At 65.5% G+C, this 22,088-nt stretch carries 20 protein-coding genes and 1 pseudogene; 6 read left to right on the plus strand and 15 right to left on the minus strand.

The window, feature by feature from the left end; all coding sequences use genetic code 11:
- Positions 1–517: 517 nt before the first annotated feature.
- The 6 genes from tyrS to argH all read right to left on the minus strand — a co-directional run bounded on the left by tyrS (position 518) and on the right by argH (position 7,715).
- On the minus strand, positions 518–1,834 hold the full coding sequence (tyrS, locus tag ACIQLF_RS18910) for a tyrosine--tRNA ligase (protein ID WP_400301929.1): 1,317 nt from the start codon (positions 1,832–1,834) through the stop codon (positions 518–520).
- Between the two features lie 35 nt (positions 1,835–1,869).
- Positions 1,870–4,152 carry a HelD family protein gene (locus tag ACIQLF_RS18915; RefSeq protein ID WP_400301932.1) on the minus strand — a complete coding sequence of 761 codons (2,283 nt, stop codon included), beginning with the start codon at positions 4,150–4,152 and terminating at the stop codon, positions 1,870–1,872.
- 85 nt (positions 4,153–4,237) lie between these two features.
- A complete protein-coding gene (locus ACIQLF_RS18920) occupies positions 4,238–4,744 on the minus strand; it encodes an adenine phosphoribosyltransferase (protein ID WP_400302207.1) in 507 nt (168 codons plus the stop codon).
- A gap of 49 nt (positions 4,745–4,793) precedes the next feature.
- The gene (locus ACIQLF_RS18925) at positions 4,794–5,438 is read right to left on the minus strand and encodes a DNA-3-methyladenine glycosylase (protein ID WP_400301935.1); all 645 of its coding nucleotides are present in this window, start codon (positions 5,436–5,438) and stop codon (positions 4,794–4,796) included.
- A 30-nt stretch (positions 5,439–5,468) separates the two neighbouring features.
- On the minus strand, positions 5,469–6,206 hold the full coding sequence (locus ACIQLF_RS18930) for a maleylpyruvate isomerase family mycothiol-dependent enzyme (protein ID WP_400301937.1): 738 nt from the start codon (positions 6,204–6,206) through the stop codon (positions 5,469–5,471).
- A gap of 93 nt (positions 6,207–6,299) precedes the next feature.
- The gene (gene argH / locus ACIQLF_RS18935) at positions 6,300–7,715 is read right to left on the minus strand and encodes an argininosuccinate lyase (RefSeq protein ID WP_400301940.1); all 1,416 of its coding nucleotides are present in this window, start codon (positions 7,713–7,715) and stop codon (positions 6,300–6,302) included.
- Positions 7,716–7,908: 193 nt separating this feature from the next.
- Here argH and ACIQLF_RS18940 point away from each other — a divergent pair, with 193 nt between their 5' ends.
- The 3 genes from ACIQLF_RS18940 (at position 7,909) to ACIQLF_RS18950 (ending at position 10,052) form a co-directional block, all read left to right on the plus strand.
- Positions 7,909–8,319, plus strand: a complete 411-nt coding sequence (locus ACIQLF_RS18940) for an ankyrin repeat domain-containing protein (protein WP_400301943.1) — start codon at positions 7,909–7,911, stop codon at positions 8,317–8,319.
- A gap of 248 nt (positions 8,320–8,567) precedes the next feature.
- Positions 8,568–9,242, plus strand: coding sequence for a hypothetical protein (locus ACIQLF_RS18945; RefSeq protein ID WP_400301946.1), 675 nt, complete (start codon positions 8,568–8,570; stop codon positions 9,240–9,242).
- 249 nt (positions 9,243–9,491) lie between these two features.
- A complete protein-coding gene (locus ACIQLF_RS18950) occupies positions 9,492–10,052 on the plus strand; it encodes an O-acetyl-ADP-ribose deacetylase (protein WP_400301949.1) in 561 nt (186 codons plus the stop codon).
- Between the two features lie 137 nt (positions 10,053–10,189).
- Here ACIQLF_RS18950 and ACIQLF_RS18955 read toward each other — a convergent pair whose 3' ends face one another.
- The 8 genes from ACIQLF_RS18955 to argC form a co-directional block, all read right to left on the minus strand.
- Positions 10,190–10,549, minus strand: coding sequence for an ArsR/SmtB family transcription factor (locus ACIQLF_RS18955; protein ID WP_400301952.1), 360 nt, complete (start codon positions 10,547–10,549; stop codon positions 10,190–10,192).
- A complete protein-coding gene (locus tag ACIQLF_RS18960; RefSeq protein ID WP_400301955.1) occupies positions 10,546–10,986 on the minus strand; it encodes an ATPase in 441 nt (146 codons plus the stop codon). The genes ACIQLF_RS18955 and ACIQLF_RS18960 overlap by 4 nt, the downstream gene beginning before the upstream one ends.
- Positions 10,987–11,148: 162 nt before the next feature.
- Positions 11,149–11,664, minus strand: a complete 516-nt coding sequence (locus ACIQLF_RS18965) for an arginine repressor (protein ID WP_400301958.1) — start codon at positions 11,662–11,664, stop codon at positions 11,149–11,151.
- On the minus strand, positions 11,661–12,629 hold the full coding sequence (gene argF / locus ACIQLF_RS18970; RefSeq protein ID WP_400301960.1) for an ornithine carbamoyltransferase: 969 nt from the start codon (positions 12,627–12,629) through the stop codon (positions 11,661–11,663). The genes ACIQLF_RS18965 and argF overlap by 4 nt, the downstream gene beginning before the upstream one ends.
- Before the next feature lie 5 nt (positions 12,630–12,634).
- A complete protein-coding gene (locus ACIQLF_RS18975) occupies positions 12,635–13,879 on the minus strand; it encodes an acetylornithine transaminase (protein WP_400301962.1) in 1,245 nt (414 codons plus the stop codon).
- Positions 13,876–14,796: an acetylglutamate kinase gene (argB, locus tag ACIQLF_RS18980; RefSeq protein WP_400301964.1), complete on the minus strand. Its 921-nt coding sequence runs from the start codon at positions 14,794–14,796 to the stop codon at positions 13,876–13,878. The genes ACIQLF_RS18975 and argB overlap by 4 nt, the downstream gene beginning before the upstream one ends.
- Before the next feature lie 95 nt (positions 14,797–14,891).
- Entirely contained in the window at positions 14,892–16,055 is a 1,164-nt protein-coding gene (gene argJ, locus ACIQLF_RS18985; RefSeq protein WP_400302210.1) for a bifunctional glutamate N-acetyltransferase/amino-acid acetyltransferase ArgJ, read from the minus strand.
- An 11-nt stretch (positions 16,056–16,066) separates the two neighbouring features.
- The gene (argC, locus tag ACIQLF_RS18990; RefSeq protein WP_400301966.1) at positions 16,067–17,098 is read right to left on the minus strand and encodes an N-acetyl-gamma-glutamyl-phosphate reductase; all 1,032 of its coding nucleotides are present in this window, start codon (positions 17,096–17,098) and stop codon (positions 16,067–16,069) included.
- 149 nt (positions 17,099–17,247) lie between these two features.
- On the opposite strand from argC, the gene ACIQLF_RS18995 reads away from it, so the two are divergent.
- Both ACIQLF_RS18995 and ACIQLF_RS19000 read left to right on the plus strand, forming a co-directional pair.
- Positions 17,248–18,216: a quinone oxidoreductase family protein gene (locus ACIQLF_RS18995; protein WP_400301968.1), complete on the plus strand. Its 969-nt coding sequence runs from the start codon at positions 17,248–17,250 to the stop codon at positions 18,214–18,216.
- 459 nt (positions 18,217–18,675) lie between these two features.
- A complete protein-coding gene (locus ACIQLF_RS19000; protein WP_400301970.1) occupies positions 18,676–20,016 on the plus strand; it encodes a hypothetical protein in 1,341 nt (446 codons plus the stop codon).
- Between the two features lie 304 nt (positions 20,017–20,320).
- Here the strand turns inward: ACIQLF_RS19000 and ACIQLF_RS19005 are convergent.
- Positions 20,321–20,589, minus strand: a pseudogene (locus ACIQLF_RS19005) (IS110 family transposase); the annotation flags it as partial.
- Positions 20,590–20,850: 261 nt separating this feature from the next.
- Here ACIQLF_RS19005 and ACIQLF_RS19010 point away from each other — a divergent pair.
- The gene (locus ACIQLF_RS19010; RefSeq protein WP_400301973.1) at positions 20,851–22,047 is read left to right on the plus strand and encodes an ROK family protein; all 1,197 of its coding nucleotides are present in this window, start codon (positions 20,851–20,853) and stop codon (positions 22,045–22,047) included.
- Positions 22,048–22,088: the final 41 nt, after the last annotated feature.

Here is a 22,088-nt window from a genome sequence, read left to right on the forward strand (position 1 = left end):
CACACGGGGGTGCGGACCCTGAAACCATTCACCAATAAAATAAATAAATTGGTATCAACAAACTTGGCACACTATTGAGTTCTCAAACAACAGACAGCTCCCGGTTCGGCGTCCGCTTGATTCAAACGAATCGGTCGGCGTTTCTTCCGGGGTGATGTTTATAATCTATTATTCAAATGTTTTATTGTCAAATCGAATTCATATCGACTTGATTTCAACAATCAAATAATTTCATTCCAACGATTCAACGTTGTAAAAATCTGGTTTGTCTTTCGCGGCTAGAAGCTTTTCGCTTGCCTTGGCCGCGGCGACTTAGAAAACAATACACACGATTTCACCTCCCGGCAAATCCCCTGTAACCACCCAAGTCACCGCCGCGATTCCCGGGTTTACGCGGAAAACGGGGCCAAATTGGCCCGGAAACCAGAAGGGCCGGAGTTGGGAAGTGTCGTGAATCACCACGCTTCCCAACTCCGGCCTTCCATCAAATCCTATATACGGTGTGGCGAAGCCTTAGTTAGGCAACTTCTACAACCGCCAGGTTCTTCTTGCCTCGGCGAACCAAAAGGAACCGGCCGTGAAGCAGTTCTTCACGGCTGACTACTGCATCCAGATCCGAGTACTTCACGTTGTTGATGTAGGCGCCGCCTTCACCAACCGTGCGTCGAGCGGCCGACTTGGATTCGGAAAGCCCGGAAGCAACCAATACCGAAATGATGTCCAGCTCTTCACCGTCGACGGTGGTGCTTTTCAGTTCCCCGGTGGCTGCGCGCAGAGTCGCTTCGTCCATATCGCGCAATTCGCCCTGGCCGAAGAGTGCAGCGGAAGCGGCAATGACCTTTTCGGTTGCTTCGACACCGTGAACCAACGAGGTCACGAGGTAGGCAAGTTCCTTTTGGGCCTTGCGGGCAAACGGGCGCTCTGCGATCTCCTTTTCCAGGGATTCGATCTCTGCGCGGCTCAGGAAAGTGAAGACCTTCAAGCGCGAGGCGACGTCGGCATCGGAGGTGTTCAGCCAGAACTGGTAGAACGTGTACGGGCTGCACATCTCAGCGTCCAGCCAAATGGCGTTGCCCTCGGACTTGCCGAACTTGGTTCCGTCCGAGTTGGTGATGAGCGGGGTGCCGTAAGCGTAGGCACTCTTGCCCTCAACCTTGCGGATGAGGTCCGTACCGCTGGTGAGGTTGCCCCACTGGTCCGAGCCGCCGGTCTGCAGGGTGCAGCCGTAGAGCTTGTGCAGCTGCAGGTAGTCGTAACCCTGCAGTACCTGGTAGCTGAACTCGGTGTAGCTGATGCCCTCGTCCGAGTTCAGTCGGGCAGCGACGGTTTCCTTCTTGATCATGGTGCCGACGCGGAAGTACTTTCCGACCTCGCGAAGGAAGTCGATCGCGCTCAGCGGCGCGGTCCAGTCAAGGTTGTTGACCATGCGTGCGGCGTTGTCCCCCTCGAAGGAGAGGAAGCGAGCGACCTGGGCCTGCAACTTGCCGACCCACTCGGCCACGGTTTCCTTGGTGTTGAGGACACGCTCCGCGGTCTGGCGCGGGTCACCGATCAGGCCGGTGGACCCGCCAACCAGGCCGAGGGGCTTGTGGCCGGCCAGCTGCAGACGGCGCATGTTCAGCAGCTGGACCAGGTTGCCCAGGTGCAGCGACGGAGCTGTGGGGTCGAAACCGCAGTAATAGGTAATGCTCTCCTCGGAGAGGACCTTCTCCAGCTCGGTTTCATCGGTGGAAACATGGACCAGGCCACGCCACTTCAGCTCCTGCCAGATGTTTTCAAAGGACGGATCATTACTTTGTCCCGACAGTGCGGGATTCTGCTCAATTTCAGACACACTACTAAATTAGCAGTCTCCGGCGATCTTTTCCCTTAGGCGTCGATCCCGGCCGGGAGCGATCCCTCGGCAAGGATGCGCAGGCGCTGGGTCGTACGCGTCATGGCCACGTACAGGTCGCCAACGCTTCCCTCGACCTCGTCGACCAGTTCCTGGGGTTCCAGGACAACGACGACGTCGAACTCCAGGCCCTTGGATTCGCGCGCGCCAAGCACCACGATGTCCTGGCTCAACCCGCCGGAGCCGGTGCCCACGCGGCGCCCGAACTGCTCGACGACCGCCGAACGCACCGCGCGCAACATGGATTCGGGAACGATCACGGCCAGCAGGCCGCCGTCGGCGATTTCCACCTCGCCGGGCAGGATCTCGCGGAGCTTCTCCAGCATGGTGCCCTGCGCCAGTCGGTCCACGATCGGCGGCCATTCGCCCTCGCGCACGGCCTTGGGCGTGGAGATGGTCAGGCCCGCAGCGTGTGCCACCCGGGTCGCAGCCTCGGCGATCTGCATCGGCGTGCGGTAGTTGACCGTCAGTTCCTCGAGCGTGAAGCGCTCGGCCACGAACGGGCGCATGGCCTGCTCCCAGCTGGTGGCGCCAGAGGCCGAGGAGGTCTGGGCGATGTCGCCGACCACCGTGAACGACTTCAGCGGGCAGCGGCGCATCAGCAGGCGCCACTGCATCGGGGAAAGTTCCTGCGCCTCGTCGACCACCACGTGGCCGTACGCCCAGTTGCGGTCGGCCATGGCACGCTCGGCCGCGGTCTGGCGGACCGCGGTCTCCTGGTTGATCTCGGCCAGCTCCTCCGCGGTGACGAGCCCGTCCATGCCCGCGTTGAAGAGCATCTCGTTGACGTTGCGCAGCGTTGCCTCGGCGTTTTCGACGTCGCGCTTCATCTGCGCCTCGGCGCCGGCTTCCTTGTTGCCCACCGCGTGGAACTCGCCCAGCAGCTCGGCGGCCTCGTCCAGCAGCGGCACGTCGGCCTCGGTCCACGGCGAACCCGGGGCCCGGTACAGGGCCTTGAGCTCCGCCTCGCGCAGCTGCGGCGCCGCGGCGGCCAGCAGGTGCGGCTTCGCGAAGAGTTCCTCCAGCAGGGACTGCGGGGTCAGCGGCATCCAGCACAGGTTCAGGGCGATGCGCACGTCGCGGGACTCGCGCACCTCCTGCACCAGGTAGCTGCGGTCCACGGCGTTGCCGTTGCCCGCCGATTCCTCGAGCTTCTGCTGCAGCTGTTCGGCCAGCTCGCGCACCAGGGTCTTCACGAAGATGTCCCGGGCCTCGTTGTGCGGCTTGTGTGCCGAGCGGGCACGTTCGCGGGCGTGGCGGACCTGGCCGCGGGTCAGCGTCAGCCGGGTGCCCTCGACCACGACGCGGCGGTCCTCGGCGAGCAGTCGCTGGCGGTTGGACACGGCCTTGGCCACGACCTTGGCCATGAGCTGCCGGCCCTTGACGCGGGCGGTCTCGCGGTTGTGTTCCGGGATGGCGCGCAGGCCCGGGTACAGCTCCCCCACCGAGGACATGACGACGCCGGTCTCGCCGAGGGAGGGCAGCACGCGTTCGATGTAGCGCATGAACGAGGAGGACGGGCCGACCAGCAGCACGCCGGCGCTCTTGAGCCGTTCGCGGTGCTCGTAAAGCAGGAAGGCCGCGCGGTGCAGGGCCACGGCGGTCTTGCCGGTGCCCGGTCCGCCCTGGACCACCAACACGCCCGCCAGCGGCGCGCGGATGATGCGGTCCTGTTCGGCTTGGATGGTGCCGACGATGTCGCCCATGCGGCCGGTGCGCTTCTGCGTCAGGGCAGCCATCAGCGCGCCCTCGCCCTGGTGGTCGTGGGCCTCGCCGAAGAGCTCGGTGTCCAGCACCTCGTCGTCGATGCCCAGCACGGTGCGGCCGCGCAGCATCAGGTGGCGGCGGCGGCGCACGCCCTGGCGGTGCAGCGCCGTGGCCTGGTAGAAGGCGGCTGCCTCGGGGGCGCGCCAGTCGACCATCAGGCGGGTGAGCTCGTCGTCGGTCATGCCGATGCGGCCGATGTAGCGCGGGGCGCCCGGCTCTTCGCCGGCGCGGTTCACGTTGTCGTCAAGATCAAGGCGGCCGAAGACCAGGCGGTCCTCCACGGCGTTCAACTGTGCCAGCCGGTCCTCGTAGAGGGCAGCGAAGGAGTCGCGTTCGGACACGTTCTGCAAGGTGCCCTGCGCCCCGGTGGCCCGGGTGCGGGTCAGCTGTTCCTTCTTTTCGGCGCGCAACTCATCGAGCCGGCTGTAGAGCTTCGCAACGTAGTCGCGCTCAGCTTCTAGCTCCCGGTGAACGGTCGTGGACTCTGACATTCAGCACTCCTGATGGAACGAATTCGTGGACAGACAAGTTTACTCTCTTGCGCGCCCGCCAAATGACGGTCGCGCCGCGGCGCGCCTAGACCAGCTGGAGGGAATGCACCGTGTGGCCGGCGAGCTTCTCGCGCCCGCCCATGCCGTCGAGCTCAAGCACGACGCCCACGCCGATGACCTCGGCGCCGGCCAGCTCGAGCAGGCGCACCGCCGATCCGACGGTTCCGCCGGTGGCCAGCACGTCGTCGAGGATCAGCACGCGGGTGCCGGGAGCCACGTCGTCGCGGTGGATCTCAAGGGTGCCGGTGCCGTACTCGAGGGTGTATTCGTCGCGGAAAACCTCGCGCGGCAGCTTGCCGGCCTTGCGGACCGCGATCATCCCGGTTCCGGTGGCGTAGGCCCCGGCGGCCGCCAGGACGAAGCCGCGGGCCTCGAGCCCGGCGATGACGTCGAACTGCCCCCGGAAGGGTTCGATCACCGTGTCGACGATGCGGCGCAGGCCCTGGGCATCGGCGAAGACCGGGGTGAGGTCCTTGAAGGAAATGCCGGCGCTGGGGTAATCGGGAACGATCTCGCTCAGTCGGTCAAGCATTTCGGTAATGGTTTCAGGCTCTGGATTCACCCGTACAGTCTAGTGCCGATTATGTGCCCCGCCGACGCGGCGCGGCACGGCGGTACGGCGAGACGCTCGGCTCCCCCGGCAGCCAATACCTGTAGGGGTAGGCCTCGCCGCCGCCCTCGCCGGACACACCGGTGCGCGGGCCGCGGCAGTGGGCCAACGGAATTGCGGCCAGGTTCTCCAGTCCCAGCGAGGGTCCGGGCTCCCCGGCGGTGCCCCGCAGGTAGCTGGTTCCGTTCTGGCGCAGGCCGAGTCCCAGCCCCTGGGCCAGGCGTGCCGGGCCGCTGAGCAGCACGTGCGCCGGCGCGGTGCTGTTGCCGCGCCTGGCGCGGACGGCCTCCTCCCCCGCGAGCACCTCCCCGGCCCGCATCAGCACCGCCGAGGCCGTGCCGTCGCTGCCGCAGACCACGTTGGCGCAGTGGTGCATGCCGTAGGTGAAGTAGACGTAGGCGGTGCCGGGAGGCCCGAAGAGCGCGGCGTTGCGCGGCGTCCGTCCGCGGTAGGCATGGGAACCGGGATCGCTGGACCCGTTGTAGGCCTCGACCTCGGTCAGGCGCACCACCACCAGCTCCCCGTCGATGAAGCTGGAGACCAGGGCGCCGAGCAGGTGCGGGGCAAGGCGGACCGAGTCCAGCGCCAGCAGCTCCTCCCTGGTACCGCTCCCCATGCGCCCGTGCCTTCCAGCTCCCCCGGCGTGCTAGTTCTTGGCCTTCAGCTTCACGAACCAGGGACCGAGTTCGGGCAGGGCGGCGCCGTCGGCACCGGCGGTGGCCTGGATGGGCCCCAGCGGCTCCCGGCCGGCCAGCCAGGCGGCCAGGTCGAAGGCGGTGCCGCTGAGCACCGTGGCGTCGTCCCCGCCGCCCAGCACGATGCGCTGGGCGCCGTGCGGCTGCAGGATGTAGCGGCGGGCTTCGGGAACCCGGCCCTCGAGGGCCTCGAAGAGGTGGGCACAGAAATCCGGGTCCCAGTCGGCGACGGAATAGGCCAGGGCCAGGTCCGAGGTGTGGATGACCAGCTCGCGCCAGATCGCGTAGAAGAGGTCCTCCACGCTGCCGCCGTCGCGGAACCCGGTGGGCAGGGTCCACTCCGCCGGGCTGATGCCGCGGATGCTGGCTTCCAGCGCGTCGAGGGCCTCGGAAGTCCGGGCCAGCAGCGCATCGGCGCGCATCAGCGCGGTCAGTTCGATGGCTTCGTGCCGCCTGTCCATTCCGCCGTCGTACATCTCGAATGGCTTCTCCGCGCCGGCGGTGTCCAGCTGGCGCGTGGCGGCACGGCTGAATCCGTCGATGTGGGCCAGCACGTGGGCACGGCTCCAGCCGGGCAGCACGCTGGGTTCGGCGGCGGCGGCCCCGTCCACGGAGGAGATCGTTTTCCGAAGGGTCGATACGGCGGCGAGGATCCGGGCGGCCAGGTCCTGTTGCGAAAGCTCAGTCATGCCGATCAGCATATCCGCACCGGAAGCCGGAAATCACGAAGGCGGGGCCCGGTTGAACCGGTCCCCGCCTTCGCCCGCGTCACCTGCAGGTTGTTAGCCGGCGAAGCCGCGCACCGGCACGAGTGCCGCCTTGAGCGCCTCGAGCTGGGCGGCGACGGCCGACGGGGCGGTGCCGCCCTGTGCCGAGCGGGAGTTCAGCGAACCCTCGGTGGAGAGCACCGTGCGGACCTCGGGGGTGAGGTGCACGGAGATGCCGGCGTAGTCCTCGTCGGAGAGGTCCCACAGCTCGATGTCCCTGGACTCGGCGAGCTTGACCGCGGCGCCGGAGAGCTCGTGGGCCTCGCGGAACGGAACGCCCTGGCGGACCAGCCATTCGGCGATGTCCGTGGCCAGCGCGAAGCCCAGCGGCGCGAGCTCGGCCATGCGAGGGGTGTTGAACTTCAGGGTGGCGATCATGCCGGAGACCGCGGGCAGCAGCAGTTCCAAGGTGTCGGTCGCGTCGAAGACCGGTTCCTTGTCTTCCTGCAGGTCGCGGTTGTACGCCAGCGGCAGCGCCTTGAGCGTGGCCAGCAGGCCGGTCAGGTTGCCGATCAGGCGCCCCGCCTTGCCACGGGCCAGTTCGGCGACGTCCGGGTTCTTCTTCTGCGGCATGATCGAGGAGCCGGTGGAGAAAGCGTCGTCCAGGGTGACGAAGGAGAATTCCTTGGTCGCCCACATGATGATTTCCTCCGAGATGCGGGAGAGGTCGACGCCGATCATGGCGGCGATCCACGCGTACTCGGCGAACACGTCGCGCGCGGCGGTGCCGTCGATGGAGTTCCAGGCCGCGGAGTTGAAGCCCAGGTCCGCAGCAACGGCGTTCGGGTCCAGGCCCAGCGAGGAGCCGGCGAGCGCGCCGGAACCGTACGGGGAGACCGCGGCGCGGGCGTCCCAGTCGGCGAGACGCTGGAGGTCGCGCAGCAGCGGCCAGGCGTGGGCCAGCAGGTGGTGGGACAGCAGGATCGGCTGCGCGTGCTGCAGGTGGGTGCGTCCGGGCATCGCGGCGTTCGGGTGCGCCTCGGCCTGTTCAACCAGGGCGTCGATGGTTGCCAGCACGCCGCGGGCGATGATGCGGGCGTGGTCCCGCAGGAACATGCGTCCCAGGGTGGCGATCTGGTCGTTGCGCGAGCGGCCCGCACGCAGCTTGCCGCCCAGGGCCGTTCCGGCGCGTTCGATGAGTCCGCGTTCGAGGGAGCCGTGGACGTCCTCGTCGGAGTCGGAGGCCACGTAGGCGCCCGAGACGACATCCGCCTCGAGGGCGTCGAGGGCCGCGATCATCCCGGCGAGTTCCTCGGCGTCGAGCAGCCCCGCGGCGTGGAGAACGCGTGCGTGGGCGCGGGAGCCGGCAATGTCGTAGCGTGCCAGTCGCCAGTCGAAGTGGGTGGACTTGCTCAGCCCGGCGAGGGCATCGGCCGGCCCGCCGGCAAATCGTCCGCCCCAGAGTGCGCCTTCATTAGTTGACGATCCCATATCTTGTCCTTCCGAGCGCCGCCAGGGGCGCCGGTTCGCTAGCTGTCCAAAACCACTGTCCATCCTAGTCCAGCGCATGTGAGCCAGATCTAGTTCCGCACAGATTCCTAATACTTATGCATAAGTCTACATAACTATTCACAACGGTGTGCACACAAGGGTTTCCGGCGGCGCAAGCCGGTACGATTTCCCCATGACTGAAACGAACGCCGACGGCGCACTGACCGATGAGGAACTTGCGTTCCTGCATTCCATCTTCGACCTGGCACGTGAAGGCGAAGCCGAGAAGCTCATGGCCATCATCGACCAGGGAATCCCCGTGGACCTCACCGACTCCAAGGGCGACACCCTGATGATCCTTGCCGCCTACAAGGGGCACGACGCAATCGTTGCCGGCCTGCTGGAACGCGGCGCCGACATCAACCGCCTGAATGACAAGGGCCAAGGCGCCCTGACCTGCGCGGTCTTCCGCAAGAACGAACCGCTGACGCGCTTCCTGCTGCAAAACGGCGCGGACCCCAAGCTCGGCGCGCAAAACGCACTTGCCGTCACCGACATGTTCGGGCTGCCCGAGCTCAAGGCAGTCATCGAGGAGTACCTCTAGGCCCAAACGCCGGCCGCGCATTCCCCGGGCAATCCCCCGAGGGCATGCGCGGCTTCGCTGTTGCGGTGACCGCACACCTACCCGGCGCGCGGTCCCCCGCTGAACGGACCGACTGCCCTCCCCATTTGCGCTCTCCCCCGCAAGACGGCATGCGCCCCGTCTGCATGGACCGCGAGCGCGACCAGCCTGCCGTCAATACCGCTTCCCACTTCGGCAACTAGCGACTGACCGCATGACACACTCGACAAATGGCACTCATTCCCTGTTCCGACATTTCACCTGCCGACTGGATCGCAACCAGCACGCGCCCTTGGGAGGCCTTGGCTTCCTTCGGCCCGCACGGTTTCCCGGAGCACGCCAGGCTGCGATTCCTGCCGGACCCCGCGTACCCGGGCCAGTCCGAAGGCGATGCCGAAACAGCGGAGGACGCACCCACGGAAACCGATCTGCTGCGCACCGCCCTCACGACACTGGCAAGCCACACTGCCACACCCGATGAGTGCTACTTCGCCCTGTGGGAGGGATGGGGCTCCGAGCTCTTCGGCGGCGATGGCGCTTGGTTCGTCGACGGGGAAACCCATGCCGTCACCAAAGGCCCGCAAAGCGCCCCGGCCTTTCCAATCTCCGTGATGAACCACCCCAAGGTCGAGATACCGAACCGGTCCTACTACCTGTTCCGTGGCAGCATCCAGGACTTCGGCAATTGGGGCGCCGCCGAACTGTGGCCTGGGCAGCCCAGATTTTCCATGCCCAACCCCGCATTCATCTGGCCCGCCGACCACGCCTGGTGCATCGCCAACGACGTCGATCCGCACTGGGCCGGGATCGCCGCCCGTGCAAAAGCGATCGAGCAACTCCTGACAACCCCAAGCCTGGATCTGGTTCGCACCGACCCCGGCGAGGAACATCCCTACTACCGATAGCCGTCACCGAGGCAGTCTTGAAAGCGGGCGTTCCGACGTCGGCCGGATGCGGGCGCCCCTGTCCCCGCCGGCCGTGCGGGCCGCTCGCCTTCCACGGTCGCACGAGCCCGCGTCCGCAAGCGATCCCGGCCGCCCCGGACGGCCCGGCGTCATGAACTGTTAATAGGCTGAAGGTCCCTCCCCAAGGGGTAAACGCGGGCGTATGGTGTTGCTTATCAGGAGATTTCGACCACTGACAGGAGCACCGAAATGCAAATCGACATCGTGCAGGCGGACATCACAACGCTGAAGGTTGATGCGATCGTCAATGCTGCAAATACGTCGCTTCTCGGCGGCTCCGGCGTTGACGGTGCGATTCATGCAGCAGCGGGTCCCGAGCTCTTGGCCGAATGCCGCAAGCTCCGGGCAACCACCTATCCCGACGGACTTGCCTCCGGGTTGGCCGTGGCCACCGGCGCCGGCAATCTCCCCGCGCGGTGGGTGATCCACACCCCGGGCCCCAATCGCCATGTCGGACAGACGAGCACCAAGGTTCTTGCGAATTGCTTCATCAACAGCCTGTACGTCGCATCCCGCCGGGGTGCCACGAGCATCGCGTTCCCGGCCATCGGGGCCGGGGCCTACGGCTGGGATCCGGACGAGGTCGCCGAGGTCGCCGCGGAAGCAATCAAGAACTGGTTCGATACCTACAAGCACGTGACATCGATCCACCGCGTGGTCCTGGTCGCCTACAACACCGATGTCGAGGCCGCCTTCCACAAGGCATTCGACACCCCGCGCACCGAGAGCGAACTGGTCCACGACCACTGATTCGTCCCGCGCCCGATCCAGGCAAGGCGTCGCTCCCCGCAACATGCGGGGAACAACGCCTTGAACTCCTCAATCGTCGCTCCGGACCCGATGGCGAAGGCCGACCACGCCCCAAGTTTCCTTGCCGCGGGCCTGCTTCAAAGGTTTCGCGTTTGCAGGTGCAGCGACGTCTGCGCCGCAGGAGCGGGCTCCTGGCCGGTTTCCCGCTTTTCCCAGCAGTCCCGGACGCCTTGGATATACTCGCTCGCCGGGGACAACCCGTGCGGCAGTACCTCAAAGACGATTTCCCGCCCTGCACGCCTTTGGCGCACCAGCCCGGCGGCGCTCAGGACACCAAGGTGCTTGGCCACCGCTTGGCGGCTGATACCGAGCGGCGGGCTGAGCCGGGAGGCGCTGGCTGCCCCGCCTCCCAGCAGTTCCAACAGCTCGCATCTCGTGGCATCCGCAAGCGCGGCAAAGATCCGTTGTGGCGACACCCCAACGGATTGGCTGGTCATTTTCCGCTCAGGTGACGCTTGGCTGCCTGCAGCTCTACCTTCCACCCGAGCGTATTGGCGGAAATCACGCGGGAGTGCTCCTCCGCATCGAATCCGGCGAAGCCGCTTTCCATGACCCGCAGGCGCACACCGCCCGCGTTGATCCGCTCGATCCAGAACTCAATGAGCGTGTTAGGCACAGGGTCGTCCCATTCGTCCCCCCCAAGAGAACGAAAAGCGGCGTACCGGGGTGAATCCAGGGTGATTGCCTCGAATTCGAACCGCCCGTAAATTGCATCGTGCACGACGGAAAACGCGCCGTTGGTTTCTATCCGGTGTTTCCCGATCTCGCCGCCGTTGATGAACCATCCAGGCTCCCTGACCAGTTCCCACACAGTGCCCGCGCTGGAATCGATGTCCACCGAAACCTCGATGGCATCTTGAAGTGTTGTTTCCACGAGTTCCCCCTCAAAAAAAGCCGTCCCCCTGTGCAACAGAATGATTGCACGTGGGACGGCTCTTCTCAAGGTTTGTTCGCGGCCACCCGCAGGACGGAGCAACCGGTGGGGGAAGACCCCGCAGGCAGACCGGCACCTGGTTGGCCGGCCTGCGGAACCTGACTACTGCGGATCCGCCAGGGCCAGGAATCGGGCCGCGACCTCGGCCCCGCCGTCCACCTCGCGGGTCACCAGCATGACGGTGTCGTCCCCCGCGATGCATCCAAGGATCTGGGGCATCGTCGAATGGTCGATCGACAACGCCAGGAAATTCGCCGCTCCCGGAGGGGTCCGCAGGACCACGATGTTTCCCGAGGCCTCGGCCGTGATCAGGAGTTCCGCGCACTGCTTGGCAAGCTTGGCGTCGTGGACCTCCTGGCTGACCCCGGCGCGCGGGCTGCGGTCCCCGCCCTCCTGTCGCATGGCATAGACCAGTCCGCCGTCCACGCCCCGGACGCGCACGGCCCCCAGCTCGACCAGGTCGCGGGACAAGGTTGCCTGGGTGACAGCCATGCCCTCCTCGGCGAGCAGGGCCACCAGTTCGGCCTGGGAACGGACGGTGCTGGTCGACAGGATGGAGCTCACCCGCGCCTGGCGGGCGATCTTCGTGGTGGGCTGGAAGGATGCGCTCGAGTTCATCGGTTCCCGGCCACCCCTGCAACCTCTGCCAGGTCCGACTTCGCCATCAGCCAGGCCATGATGGCCTTCTGAGCGTGGACGCGGTTTTCCGCCTCGTCGAAGACGACCGACTGCGGGCCGTCGATGACGTCGGCGGAGATCTCGTAGCCGCGGTAGGCCGGCAGGCAGTGCAGGACGATGGCGTCGTCGGCTGCCTGCGCCATCGCGGGTGCATCCACCGCGTAGTCGCGGAAGAGCTCCATGCGCTCGGCCTTCTCGTCCTCCTGGCCCATGGAGACCCAGGTGTCGGTGGCCACCACGTCGGCGCCTGCCAGGGCCGCCGCGGCATCGGTGGTCACGAGCACCGAACCGCCGGTTTCGGCCGCACGCTTTTCGGCTGCGGCGACGATCTCCGCGGACGGCAGGTAGCCCTCCGGGCCGGCGATGCGCACGTGCATGCCGGCGGTGACGCCGGCCAGCAGGTAGGAGTTGGCCATGTTGTTGGCCGAGTCCCCCAGGTAGGCCATGGACAGGCCTGCCAACGTGCCCTTGTGCTCGCGCACGGTGAGCAGGTCGGCCAGCAGCTGGCACGGGTGGTAGTCGTCCGAGAGCGCGTTGATGACCGGGACGTTTGAGTTCTCGGCCATTTCCTCCAGGCCGGACTGGGCGTAGGTGCGCCACACGATGGTGGAGACCATGCGCTCGAGCACCTTGGCCGAATCGGAGATCGACTCCTTGTGGCCCAGCTGGGACTCGCCGGAGTTGATGATCAGCGGGGACCCGCCGAGCTCGGCGATGCCGGCGGCGAAGGACACTCGGGTGCGGGTCGAGGTCTTATCGAAGAACACGGCCACGGTCTGCGGTCCGGCGTAGGGCTTGTAGCCGTACTTGTCCTTCTTCATGGCCACGGCCAGGTCGAGGACCTCGGTCTGCTCGGCCTGGGTCAGGTCGAGGTCGGTCAGGAAGTGGCGAACGTTGTTGGTCATGGGTCTTACTCCTTGGTGCTGGAAACGGCCGCGGCGTAGAGCGCCGGCAGGGCCGCAACGAAGGTGTCGAGCTGTTCGGTGGTGACGATCAAGGGAGGTGCGAGGCGCAGGGTGCGCGGACCCGGTGCGTTGATGATGAACCCGGCATCGAGCGCGGCCTTCACCACGCCGGGGGCGACGTCCTGCGCAAGGTCGAGTCCGATCAGCAGGCCGCGGCCGCGGACCTCGGTGACGAAATCCAGGGCGGCGAGCTTGCCACGTACATCCTCGCCGACCTTGTTGGCGTGCGACAGGAGGTTCTGTGCCTCGATGACGTGCAAGGTGGCCAGGGCCGCGGCGGTTGCCACGGGGTTGCCGCCGAACGTCGTCCCGTGCTGCCCGGGGGTGAGCAGTGCCGTGTTTTCCTCGCCGAAGACGATCATGGCGCCGATCGGGAAGCCGCCGCCCAGGCCCTTGGCCAGGGTCATCGCGTCGGGGGTGACGCCAGCGGAGGCGAACCAGGAACCGGTGCGCCCGATGCCGGTCTGCACCTCGTCGAAGATGAGCAGCGTGCCGGCCTCGGCGGTGATCTCGCGCGCTGCCTTCAGGTATTCGGCGCCGAGTTCGATGACGCCTGCCTCGCCCTGGATGGGTTCGATGAAGACGGCGGCGGTGTTCTCGTCGACGGCCGCGCGGAGGGCCTCGACGTCGCCGGCAGGGACCCACTCGACGCCGCCGGGAAGCGGTTCGAAGGGCTCGCGGTAGGCGGACTTCCAGGTCAGTGCCAGGGCGCCCATGGTCCGGCCGTGGAATCCCTGCTCCAGTGCAACGATCTTGGTGCGCGGCGCCTCGGCGGTGCCGGCGTTGCGGCGCGCCAGCTTGAAGGCTGCCTCGTTGGCCTCCGCGCCGGAGTTGCTGAAGAAGACCTTGGAGCCGGCCGGGGCGTCGCTGAGTTCCAGCAGCTTTTCGGCCAGCGCGATCTGCGTGGGGCTGGTGAAGAAGTTGGAGATGTGTCCCAGGGTGGCCAGCTGCGAGGAGATCACGGAGGTCACCAGCGGGTGGGCGTGGCCCAACGCGTTCACTGCGATCCCGGCGAGCAGGTCGAGGTATTCCTTGCCGTCGGCGTCCCAGACCAGGCAACCCGCGCCGCGGACCAGCACCTGCTGCGGGGTCCCGAAGACCCCGAGCAGCGACTTGTTGTAGCGGGCCAGCAGCTCGCTGCCGGCCAGGGTGTTCAGTTCACCGATTTCTTCGGCCATGATCTCGTTCATGCTGCGTCCTTGGGGATGACTTGGGTTCCCACGCCGGCGGAGGTGAAGACCTCCAGCAGCATGGAATGCGGTTGGCGTCCGTCGACGATGTGGGCGCGTTCCACGCCCTCGTCCACGGCCTTGAGGCAGGCTGCCATCTTCGGGATCATTCCCGATTCCAGGCTCGGGAGCAGCGCGCGCAGCTCCTCGGTGTCCAGCGAGGTGATCAGCGAGGACTTGTCCGGCCAGGCGGCGTAGAGGCCCTCGACGTCGGTGAGGATGACCAGCTTGGAGGCGCTGAGCGCGCTGGCCAGGGCCGCCGCGGCGGTGTCGGCGTTGACGTTGAGCACCTGCCCGGTGGGCTCGTCGTGGTCGTCGACCTCCGGTGCCACCGTGGAGACCACGGGGATCTTGCCGGCGGCCAGCAGGTCCAGGATCTGGTCGGGCTTCACGCCCGTCACCTCGCCGACCAGGCCCAGGTCAACGTGGTGCCCGTCGATGTAGGTCCCGGTGCGCATGGCGCGCAGCAGGGCGCCGTCCTCGCCGGAGAGGCCCACGGCGTAGGGGCCGTGCGAGTTGATCAGGCCGATGAGCTCGCGCTGCACCTGCCCGGTGAGCACCATGCGGACCACGTCCATGGTTTCCGGGGTGGTTACCCGCAGCCCGCCCTTGAACTCGGATTCGATGCCGAGGCGGTTGAGCATCGAGCTGATCTGCGGTCCGCCGCCGTGCACCACCACGGGGTTGATGCCCACGTGGCGGAGGAAGACGATGTCCTCGGCGAAGGCGCGGCGCAGGTCCTCGTTGATCATGGCGTTGCCGCCGTACTTGATGACCATGGTGGTTCCCGCGAAACGCTGGATCCACGGCAGGGCCTCGATCAGGGCCTCGGCCTTGCGCTGGGCGGCATCCATCTGGGTGCGCTGGGTGTCGGGCATGTTGGTGTTCCTCACTGAAAAGCTTGGGACCGGATGGTTGTGTCCGGAAAGGTGGCGGGTTCAATCCCCGTTACCCACCCCGGTGTGCCGTCTGGCTAGCTGCTGTAGGCCGAGTTCTCGTGCACGTACTCGTGGGTCAGGTCGTTGGTCCACAGGCTGGCCTCGGCGGCGCCCGCGTTCAGGTCGATTTCCACGAGCACCTGGCGGCCGGTGAGGTCCACGAGGTTGCGGTCGTCGCCCACGCCGCCGTTGCGGCAGACCTGCACGCCGTTGATCGACACATTCAGTTCGTCGGCCTCGAAGGCGGCCTTGGTGGTGCCGACCGCGGAGAGCACGCGGCCCCAGTTGGGGTCTTGGCCGAAGATGGCGGTCTTGAAGAGGTTCGAGCGCGAGACGGTGCGCGAGACCTCGACGGCGTCGTCCTCGGTGGCGGCGTTGAAGGTGCGGATGGTGATGTCGTGGGCCGCGCCCTCGGCGTCGCCGATCAGCTGCTTGGCCAGGTCCACGCAGATACCGGTCAGGCCCGCGGAGAACTCGGCGAGGTCAGGGACGGTGCCGCTGGCGCCGGAGGCCATGATGATGACGGTGTCGTTGGTCGACATGCAGCCGTCGGAGTCGGCGCGGTCGAAGCTGACCCGGGTTGCCTCGCGCAATGCGGCATCCAGCTGTGCGGATTCCAGCACGGCGTCGGTGGTGATGACCACCAGCATGGTCGCCAGGCCCGGTGCTAGCATGCCCGCACCCTTGGCCATGCCGCCGATGGTGTAGCCGTTGCCGGCGAAGCCGACCTGCTTGCTCACGGTGTCGGTGGTCATGATGGCGGTGGCGGCCGCCGCTCCCCCGTCGAACTCGTTGCCGGTGCCCAGGGCCGCGGCCGCGGCGTCGACGCCGGGAAGGACCTTGTCCATCGGCAGCTGCTCGCCGATGAGCCCGGTGGAGCACACCAGCACGTCGCCGCTGGAAACGCCCAGCACCTTGGCGGCGTGTTCGGCGGTGGCGTGGGTGTTGGCGAAGCCCTCGGGGCCGGTGCAGGCGTTGGCGCCGCCGGAGTTCAGCACCACCGCGTCGGCGCGGCCGTCGCTGATCACCTGGCGGGACCAGTGCACGGGCGCCGCCGCCACGCGGTTGGAGGTGAAGACCGCAGCCGCGTTGAAGGTCGGGCCGAGGTTCTTGACGATTGCCAGGTCCGGGTTGCCCGAGGCCTTCAGGCCGGCGGTGATGCCGGAGGCGTTGAAGCCTGCCGGTGCGGTGATTCCCAGGGGTGCGTTGCTCACGGTGCTACTCCTTCAAGACCCAGTCCTGCGGTTTCGTTCAGGCCAAGTGCGATGTTCATGGATTGGACGGCACCGCCGGCGGTGCCCTTGGTGAGGTTGTCGATGACCGCCGAGACGATCACGCGGTTGGCGTGCGGGTCGAAGGCAAGCTGGATCTGGGCGTGGTTCGATCCCAGGACCGAGGATGTCGCCGGCCACTGGCCTTCGGGCAGGACGTGCACGAACGGCTCGTCCCGGTAGGCGTTTTCCCAGGCGGCGCGCAGCATGGCCTCGTCGACACCCGGCTTCACCTTTGCGGTGGCCGTGGTGAGGATGCCGCGCGGCATGGGCGCGAGCATCGGGGTGAAGGAGACCGTGACGGGAACGCCTGCGGCCTTCGAGAGCCCCTGTTCCATTTCGGGGGTGTGGCGGTGCCCGCCGCCGACGCCGTAGGGGTTCATCGAGCCCATGATCTCGGAACCGATGAGGTTGACCTTGGCCGTCTTGCCGGCACCGGAAGTGCCGGTCGCCGAAACGATCACCACGTCGTCGGGTTCGAGCAGGTTGGCCGTGAAGCCCGGGACCAGCGCCAGCTGGACGGAGGTCGGGTAGCACCCGGGAACCGCGATCCGCTTGGCGCCGACGAGCTTTTCACGGGCTCCCGGAAGCTCGGGAAGGCCGTAGGGCCAGGTGCCGGCATGTGCCGACCCGTAGAATTTTTCCCAGGCCTCGGACGATTCCAGCCGGTGGTCTGCTCCGGCATCGATGACTAGGGTTTCGGCCGGCAGTTGCGCGGCGATTTCCGCGCTTGCCCCGTGCGGCAGCGCCAGGAAGACCACGTCGTGTCCGCTGAGTTGTTCAACGGTGGTTTCAACCAGCACCCGGTTCGCGAGCGTGTGGAGGTGCGGGGCGAGTTCCCCCAGTCGCTGTCCGGCGTTGGAGTGCGCGGTGATCGCGCCGATGGTCACGTCGGGGTGGTTGGAAAGCAGGCGCAGGACTTCGCCACCCGCATACCCGCTGGCTCCGGATACAGCTACTGAAATCGTCATGATGAAACCCTACTACGCATTTATGCATGATGGCTAATAAATATTCAGGCGGCGGATGTCGAACGTCATCCCGCTTCAAGTCTTGGTGGCGGATGGCGCAAAACCTATAGGGTGGCCATGAGTCACCTCGTCACCTAAGGAGTTCGCCCATGAGTCCCCATGCAATTATCGCCCCCAAGGCCGGCGGACCCGAAGTTTTTGAGTATGTTTCGACCGAACTGCCCGTGCCGGGACCCGGCCAGCTGCTCGTCAAGGTTGCTGCCGCCGGAGTGAACTTCATCGAGACCTACCAGCGTTCGGGCGTCTACAGGGTCCGCTACCCCTTCATCCCAGGCTCGGAATGCTCCGGAACCGTCGAGGCGGTCGGTGCCGGCGTGAGCGGCTTCACCCCCGGCGACCGCGTGGCAACAGCCGAGGGATCCGCAACCTACGCCAACTACACCGTCCTCGATGCAGACAAGGCGCTGCCGGTTGCGGACGGGGTTTCCCTCGAGGAAGCCGGCGCACTGCCGCTGCAGGGAATGACAGCCCACTACCTGATCAATTCCAGCTACGACGTCAAGCCCGGCGACACCGTGTTGACCTACGCCGGGGCCGGCGGGGTGGGCTTGCTGCTGATCCAGCTCCTCAAGCTTCGCGGCGCAACCGTCATCACCACGACCTCGACCGAGGAAAAGGCCGCACTGGCTCGGGACGCAGGAGCCGACCACGTACTGGCCTACGACGAGGTGCCCGCCCGCGTTCGTGAAATCACCCAGGGCCGCGGCGTTGAGGTCGTTTACGACGGCATCGGCAAGGACACCTTCGAGAACTCCCTCAATTCACTGAAGACCCGCGGCACCCTCGTCCTCTTCGGCGGAGCCTCGGGCCAGGTTCCACCCTTCGATCTGCAGCGCCTGAACGCGCACGGCTCGCTGACCGTCACCCGGCCAAAGCTTTCCGACTTCCTGCTCGACGCGGAGGAACGGCGCTGGCGCTCGGGCGAGCTTTTCGGCCTTGTTGCAGAGGGCAAGCTCAACGTCCGGATCGGCGCGAGCTTCCCGCTCGCCGAGGCCGGCGCGGCACACACGGCCCTCGAATCCCGGGCAACCACCGGAAAGGTGATCCTGGTTCCCTGACCCTTTTCCGGCAACTGGCAACTTCTAGCGGCGGCCGGCTCTTACGATCCTTGGATCGTAAGAGCCGGCCGCCGCATTGCGTTGCGGTTCACACCGCAGCGAACGCTCCTACTTCGTGAACGGGTTCCTGCTGCAGGCCAAATTCGAACTTTCAATCTCACGTTGCTTTGGTGATCCAGGGGTTCGGTGCCCGCCGAACAATCCGTACCGTTCGCAATGCTGCGCGACGGAACGTCCCATAACGCTGACGCGCCAGAAGTGGCCACCGCCCAAACACCACACGGAAACCACTTCCAGAAACACGATGGTCCGGCTCAAATCATTAAACCGAACCCCTTCGGCACGCCTAGGACCAGGGACTAAGGCCAGTGACTAGGATTCTTGAAAGATTCCTCAAAATACTTGACCAACCCGCTAGGGGCACCCCACATGAAATTGCCTTTCAACCCAAGGAGCAGCATGAAGAGTACTTCCAGGACGCTGTTGGCTCTTGGAGTTGCTGGCACCGTGATGTCCCTTGGACTCACCTCTTGCACCCCGCTGTCCCAGCCAAATGGCACCACTACCGCACAGCCCTCGAACGGAGCGGCATCCCCGGCACCGGCGCCTGTTCCGCTGGTGTGGGCCGATGGCACCAGGGTCACCGCCCATGTCCAAGGTATCGAGCGTGCCCGTGCGGCAACCAAAGACGAGGACTTCACCATAGAATCCGATACTCGTGGCCTCGTGAACTCGAAAATGGTGTTCTTCGCCGAGGCGGTGGACTCCTCCGGAACGCTGGTGGGACTCTACGGACCTCGCCTATCGGATCAGGAGCAGGAGCGGGAGAGCACCGAATATGGCATCGATCCGGAATCCCAGCGCCTCGGGCGCTACGTTGAGGGGGCCCTTGAGCCGTTCACCGTCGCGGGAACTTCAAAGAAGGATTATCTGCCGCAAAAAGTTGAGGGTATGACGGTTACCGATGCAGGGATAATTTGGGGCGAAATCTATTCCGAGAATGCCTCGAGCAGGGGATGGAAAATCCTCAGTGTCTCTCCCGGGAGCACCGAGGTCCGGGTGCTGGCAAAGCGTTCATGGAAAAAGGGTCCCAACGATATCTTTGAACACACGATGCTCAGCTCTCCAGTATTGGCGGACGGCAGGGTCTATTGGAGCTTCGAGCGCAGTAACACCGAGGATGACTTCTCAGAAGAGAAATTGTTCTCTGTGGACTTTGAAGACCCCGCGACCGTGCGGGACGAATTCGATCCGACCCTCACCGATGAGAAACTGCCGAAAAATCTCCTGTATGTGAATATGTGGGAAGACAAGGTACTGGCTGCGGTCGATGTCCCGGACGACAGCGAAAAGGGCTATACGGAAACGATCAGTTCCTACGTGCCGGGAGGAAAGCGGGATGAAATCCTTCGCGTGGCAGAGGACTCCACCGCGGAATATGGCATGGGGTTTCTGGGCTCTGATGAGCGTGGGTTCGCGTTGGATTATGACAAGAACCTTTACCTCGTTGACCCCCGCACCCGCGAAACAGAAATGTTCCAACACCCCGAAGGCGCTGAGATTGGGGGGCTTAGCCAATGCGGAAGCCGGGTTTCGTGGATGTATCAGGAGGGTGAGTTCGAAGATCCCGTCATCAATCGCTACGTGTACGACCGCGATTCCAAGGACCTGTCGGTGGTGTCGGTTTCGCGGGCAGGGGGCATGGACTATTGCTCCGGGGACTACATGAGTTGGCCCACGAGCGACCCCCAGGACCCCGAAGCCGATTCAAGCGACGTCGTTGTCCGCTGGAAGAACTAGCTTCCCGGCGGGTTGACGGTGTCGGCTCCGGTTATGTTGGGCAGCTGTCCGTGCCGCGGTCGACCCGTTTGCTGGCGGAGCCCGGGTCAATCTTGTGAACCTCCCACATCAAAGCGAAAAACTCTGGGCATGGTCGGAATGCTTTTCCGGCAACGCGGGGCCCATCGTGTTCGCAAGTCCATTTCGAGGTTCACGGAATATCCCTTGGCCGGGTTTTGGGCATGACGGTGCGATCCGGGCCTGCTGCTCCGGACCGGACCACGGGCGCCGTTTGGGCTTTCGGCCCAGGGGGACACAAAAGCCTCTGGTGGATGGCGCCATCGCGCAGCATCGCGAACAACACGTTGCAGCGCCGGCGGGCGAGGGCGATGACCGCCTGGTCAGGCTTCCTGCCGTTGGTGCGTTTCTTCTCGCAGTAGGCCCATGAGATGCGGTCCTTGCATTTGAGCGACGCGACCACGGAGGAACAGGGCGCGTTCGAGAATCTTGTTGCTCTTCATGGAGTACTGCTCCCGCGGATGGAGATTCCCGAGCGCCCGTCACCTGGGCCAAGCCGGCGTAGGTGGCCAGGTGCCCGAGACCACCACGGTTTCGGGCACCCAGCGCCCTGTCGATCTCCTTCAACCGCTCCAAGCCGGGGCGCGTGTTTGCGCAGCAGGGCACTGAACGCTGAAGGAAACTGGCCATTTTCTGTTGCGATTCGCAGCCAGCAGCGGATCCTTCAAACAAATTCCCACTTTCAAGTGTCAATTTTGCGTTCAAGAACATCTTCCATCAAACGAATTTGCGTTAAGTTCTTGACGCCAAGAGGCATGATCACACACGCTTCTAAGCATGACCGCAGATCAACATGTCAGGGCCCGCAACCAGAACCCCGGGTCGCAGTCGGCCCTGCGCGTGCTCAACGAACAACGCGTTCTCGCCACGCTGCGGACCCAAGGAACGCTCACCCAGGCGGCCTTGGCGCGCGCAACGGGCCTCTCGACCGCGACGATCTCCAACATCGTCAAGTCACTGGCGTCCACCGGGCGCGTGGCCACATCGCCGACCACCAGTTCGGGACGCCGCGCACTGGGCGTCACCGTCCTCGACGAGGCCGACGTGGCGGTGGGCATCGATTTCGGCCGCAGCCACGTCAGGGTCGTCCTGGCCCAGGCGGGGTTCCGGCTGCTCGACGAGGAATTCGCGGCATTGGAAGTCGGTCACCGCGTGGCAGCCAGCATCGACGTCGCCGCCCGTATGCTCGAAAGCCTCTGTGAGCGCACTGGCACAAGCCGGAGCCAACTCATCGGCGCTGGCATCGGCATCCCCGGGCCAATCGACCACCGCACCAACATGGTGATCCGCGGCGCGATCCTGCCCGACTGGGTGGACCTCGACATCGACGCGCGCCTGCGCCGGGCACTTGACCTGCCCGTATTCATAGACAACGACTCCAATCTGGGAGCCCTGGCCCAAATCACCTGGGGCGAACACCAGGAATGCGCGGACCTTTGCTTCCTGAAGATCGGCAGCGGAATCGGAACCGGGCTGATCCTCAACGGGTCGCTGTACTACGGGAACCTCGGCGTCACCGGCGAGATCGGGCATTCGACAATCTTCGACCAGGGCCTGATCTGCCGCTGCGGCAATCGCGGCTGCCTGGAAACCGTGGCATCCACCGGCATCATGGTCGAATTGCTCAGCCGCACCGAAAGCGCACCCGTGAGCATCAAGAGCATCATCGAACAGGCCAAGGCCGGGGACTCGGCGACCCTGCGGGTCATCGACGACGTCGGCGTGGCGGTTGGCCACGCGCTGGCGAATGTCGCCAACCTGATCAATCCGGAGGTCATTGTCCTCGGCGGCCCGCTGGCCCCGCTGGGCGAAATACTGCTTGCCCCGATCCGCCGGGGCCTCGTGCGGCACGCCATTCCCGTCGTCGGGGAAAACACCACGCTGTGCATGTCGCTGCTGGGCGACCGCGCCGAGGCCCTGGGAGCGGCGGCCCTGGTGCTGCGGCAGAGCGCGGCACTTCCGAAGCCTGACTAGGCATCACGATAGTTATAACAATTTGCGTTAAGTAGTTGACT

The sequence above is a fragment of the Paeniglutamicibacter sp. NPDC091659 genome (assembly GCF_044756805.1).
Lineage (GTDB): Bacteria > Actinomycetota > Actinomycetes > Actinomycetales > Micrococcaceae > Paeniglutamicibacter.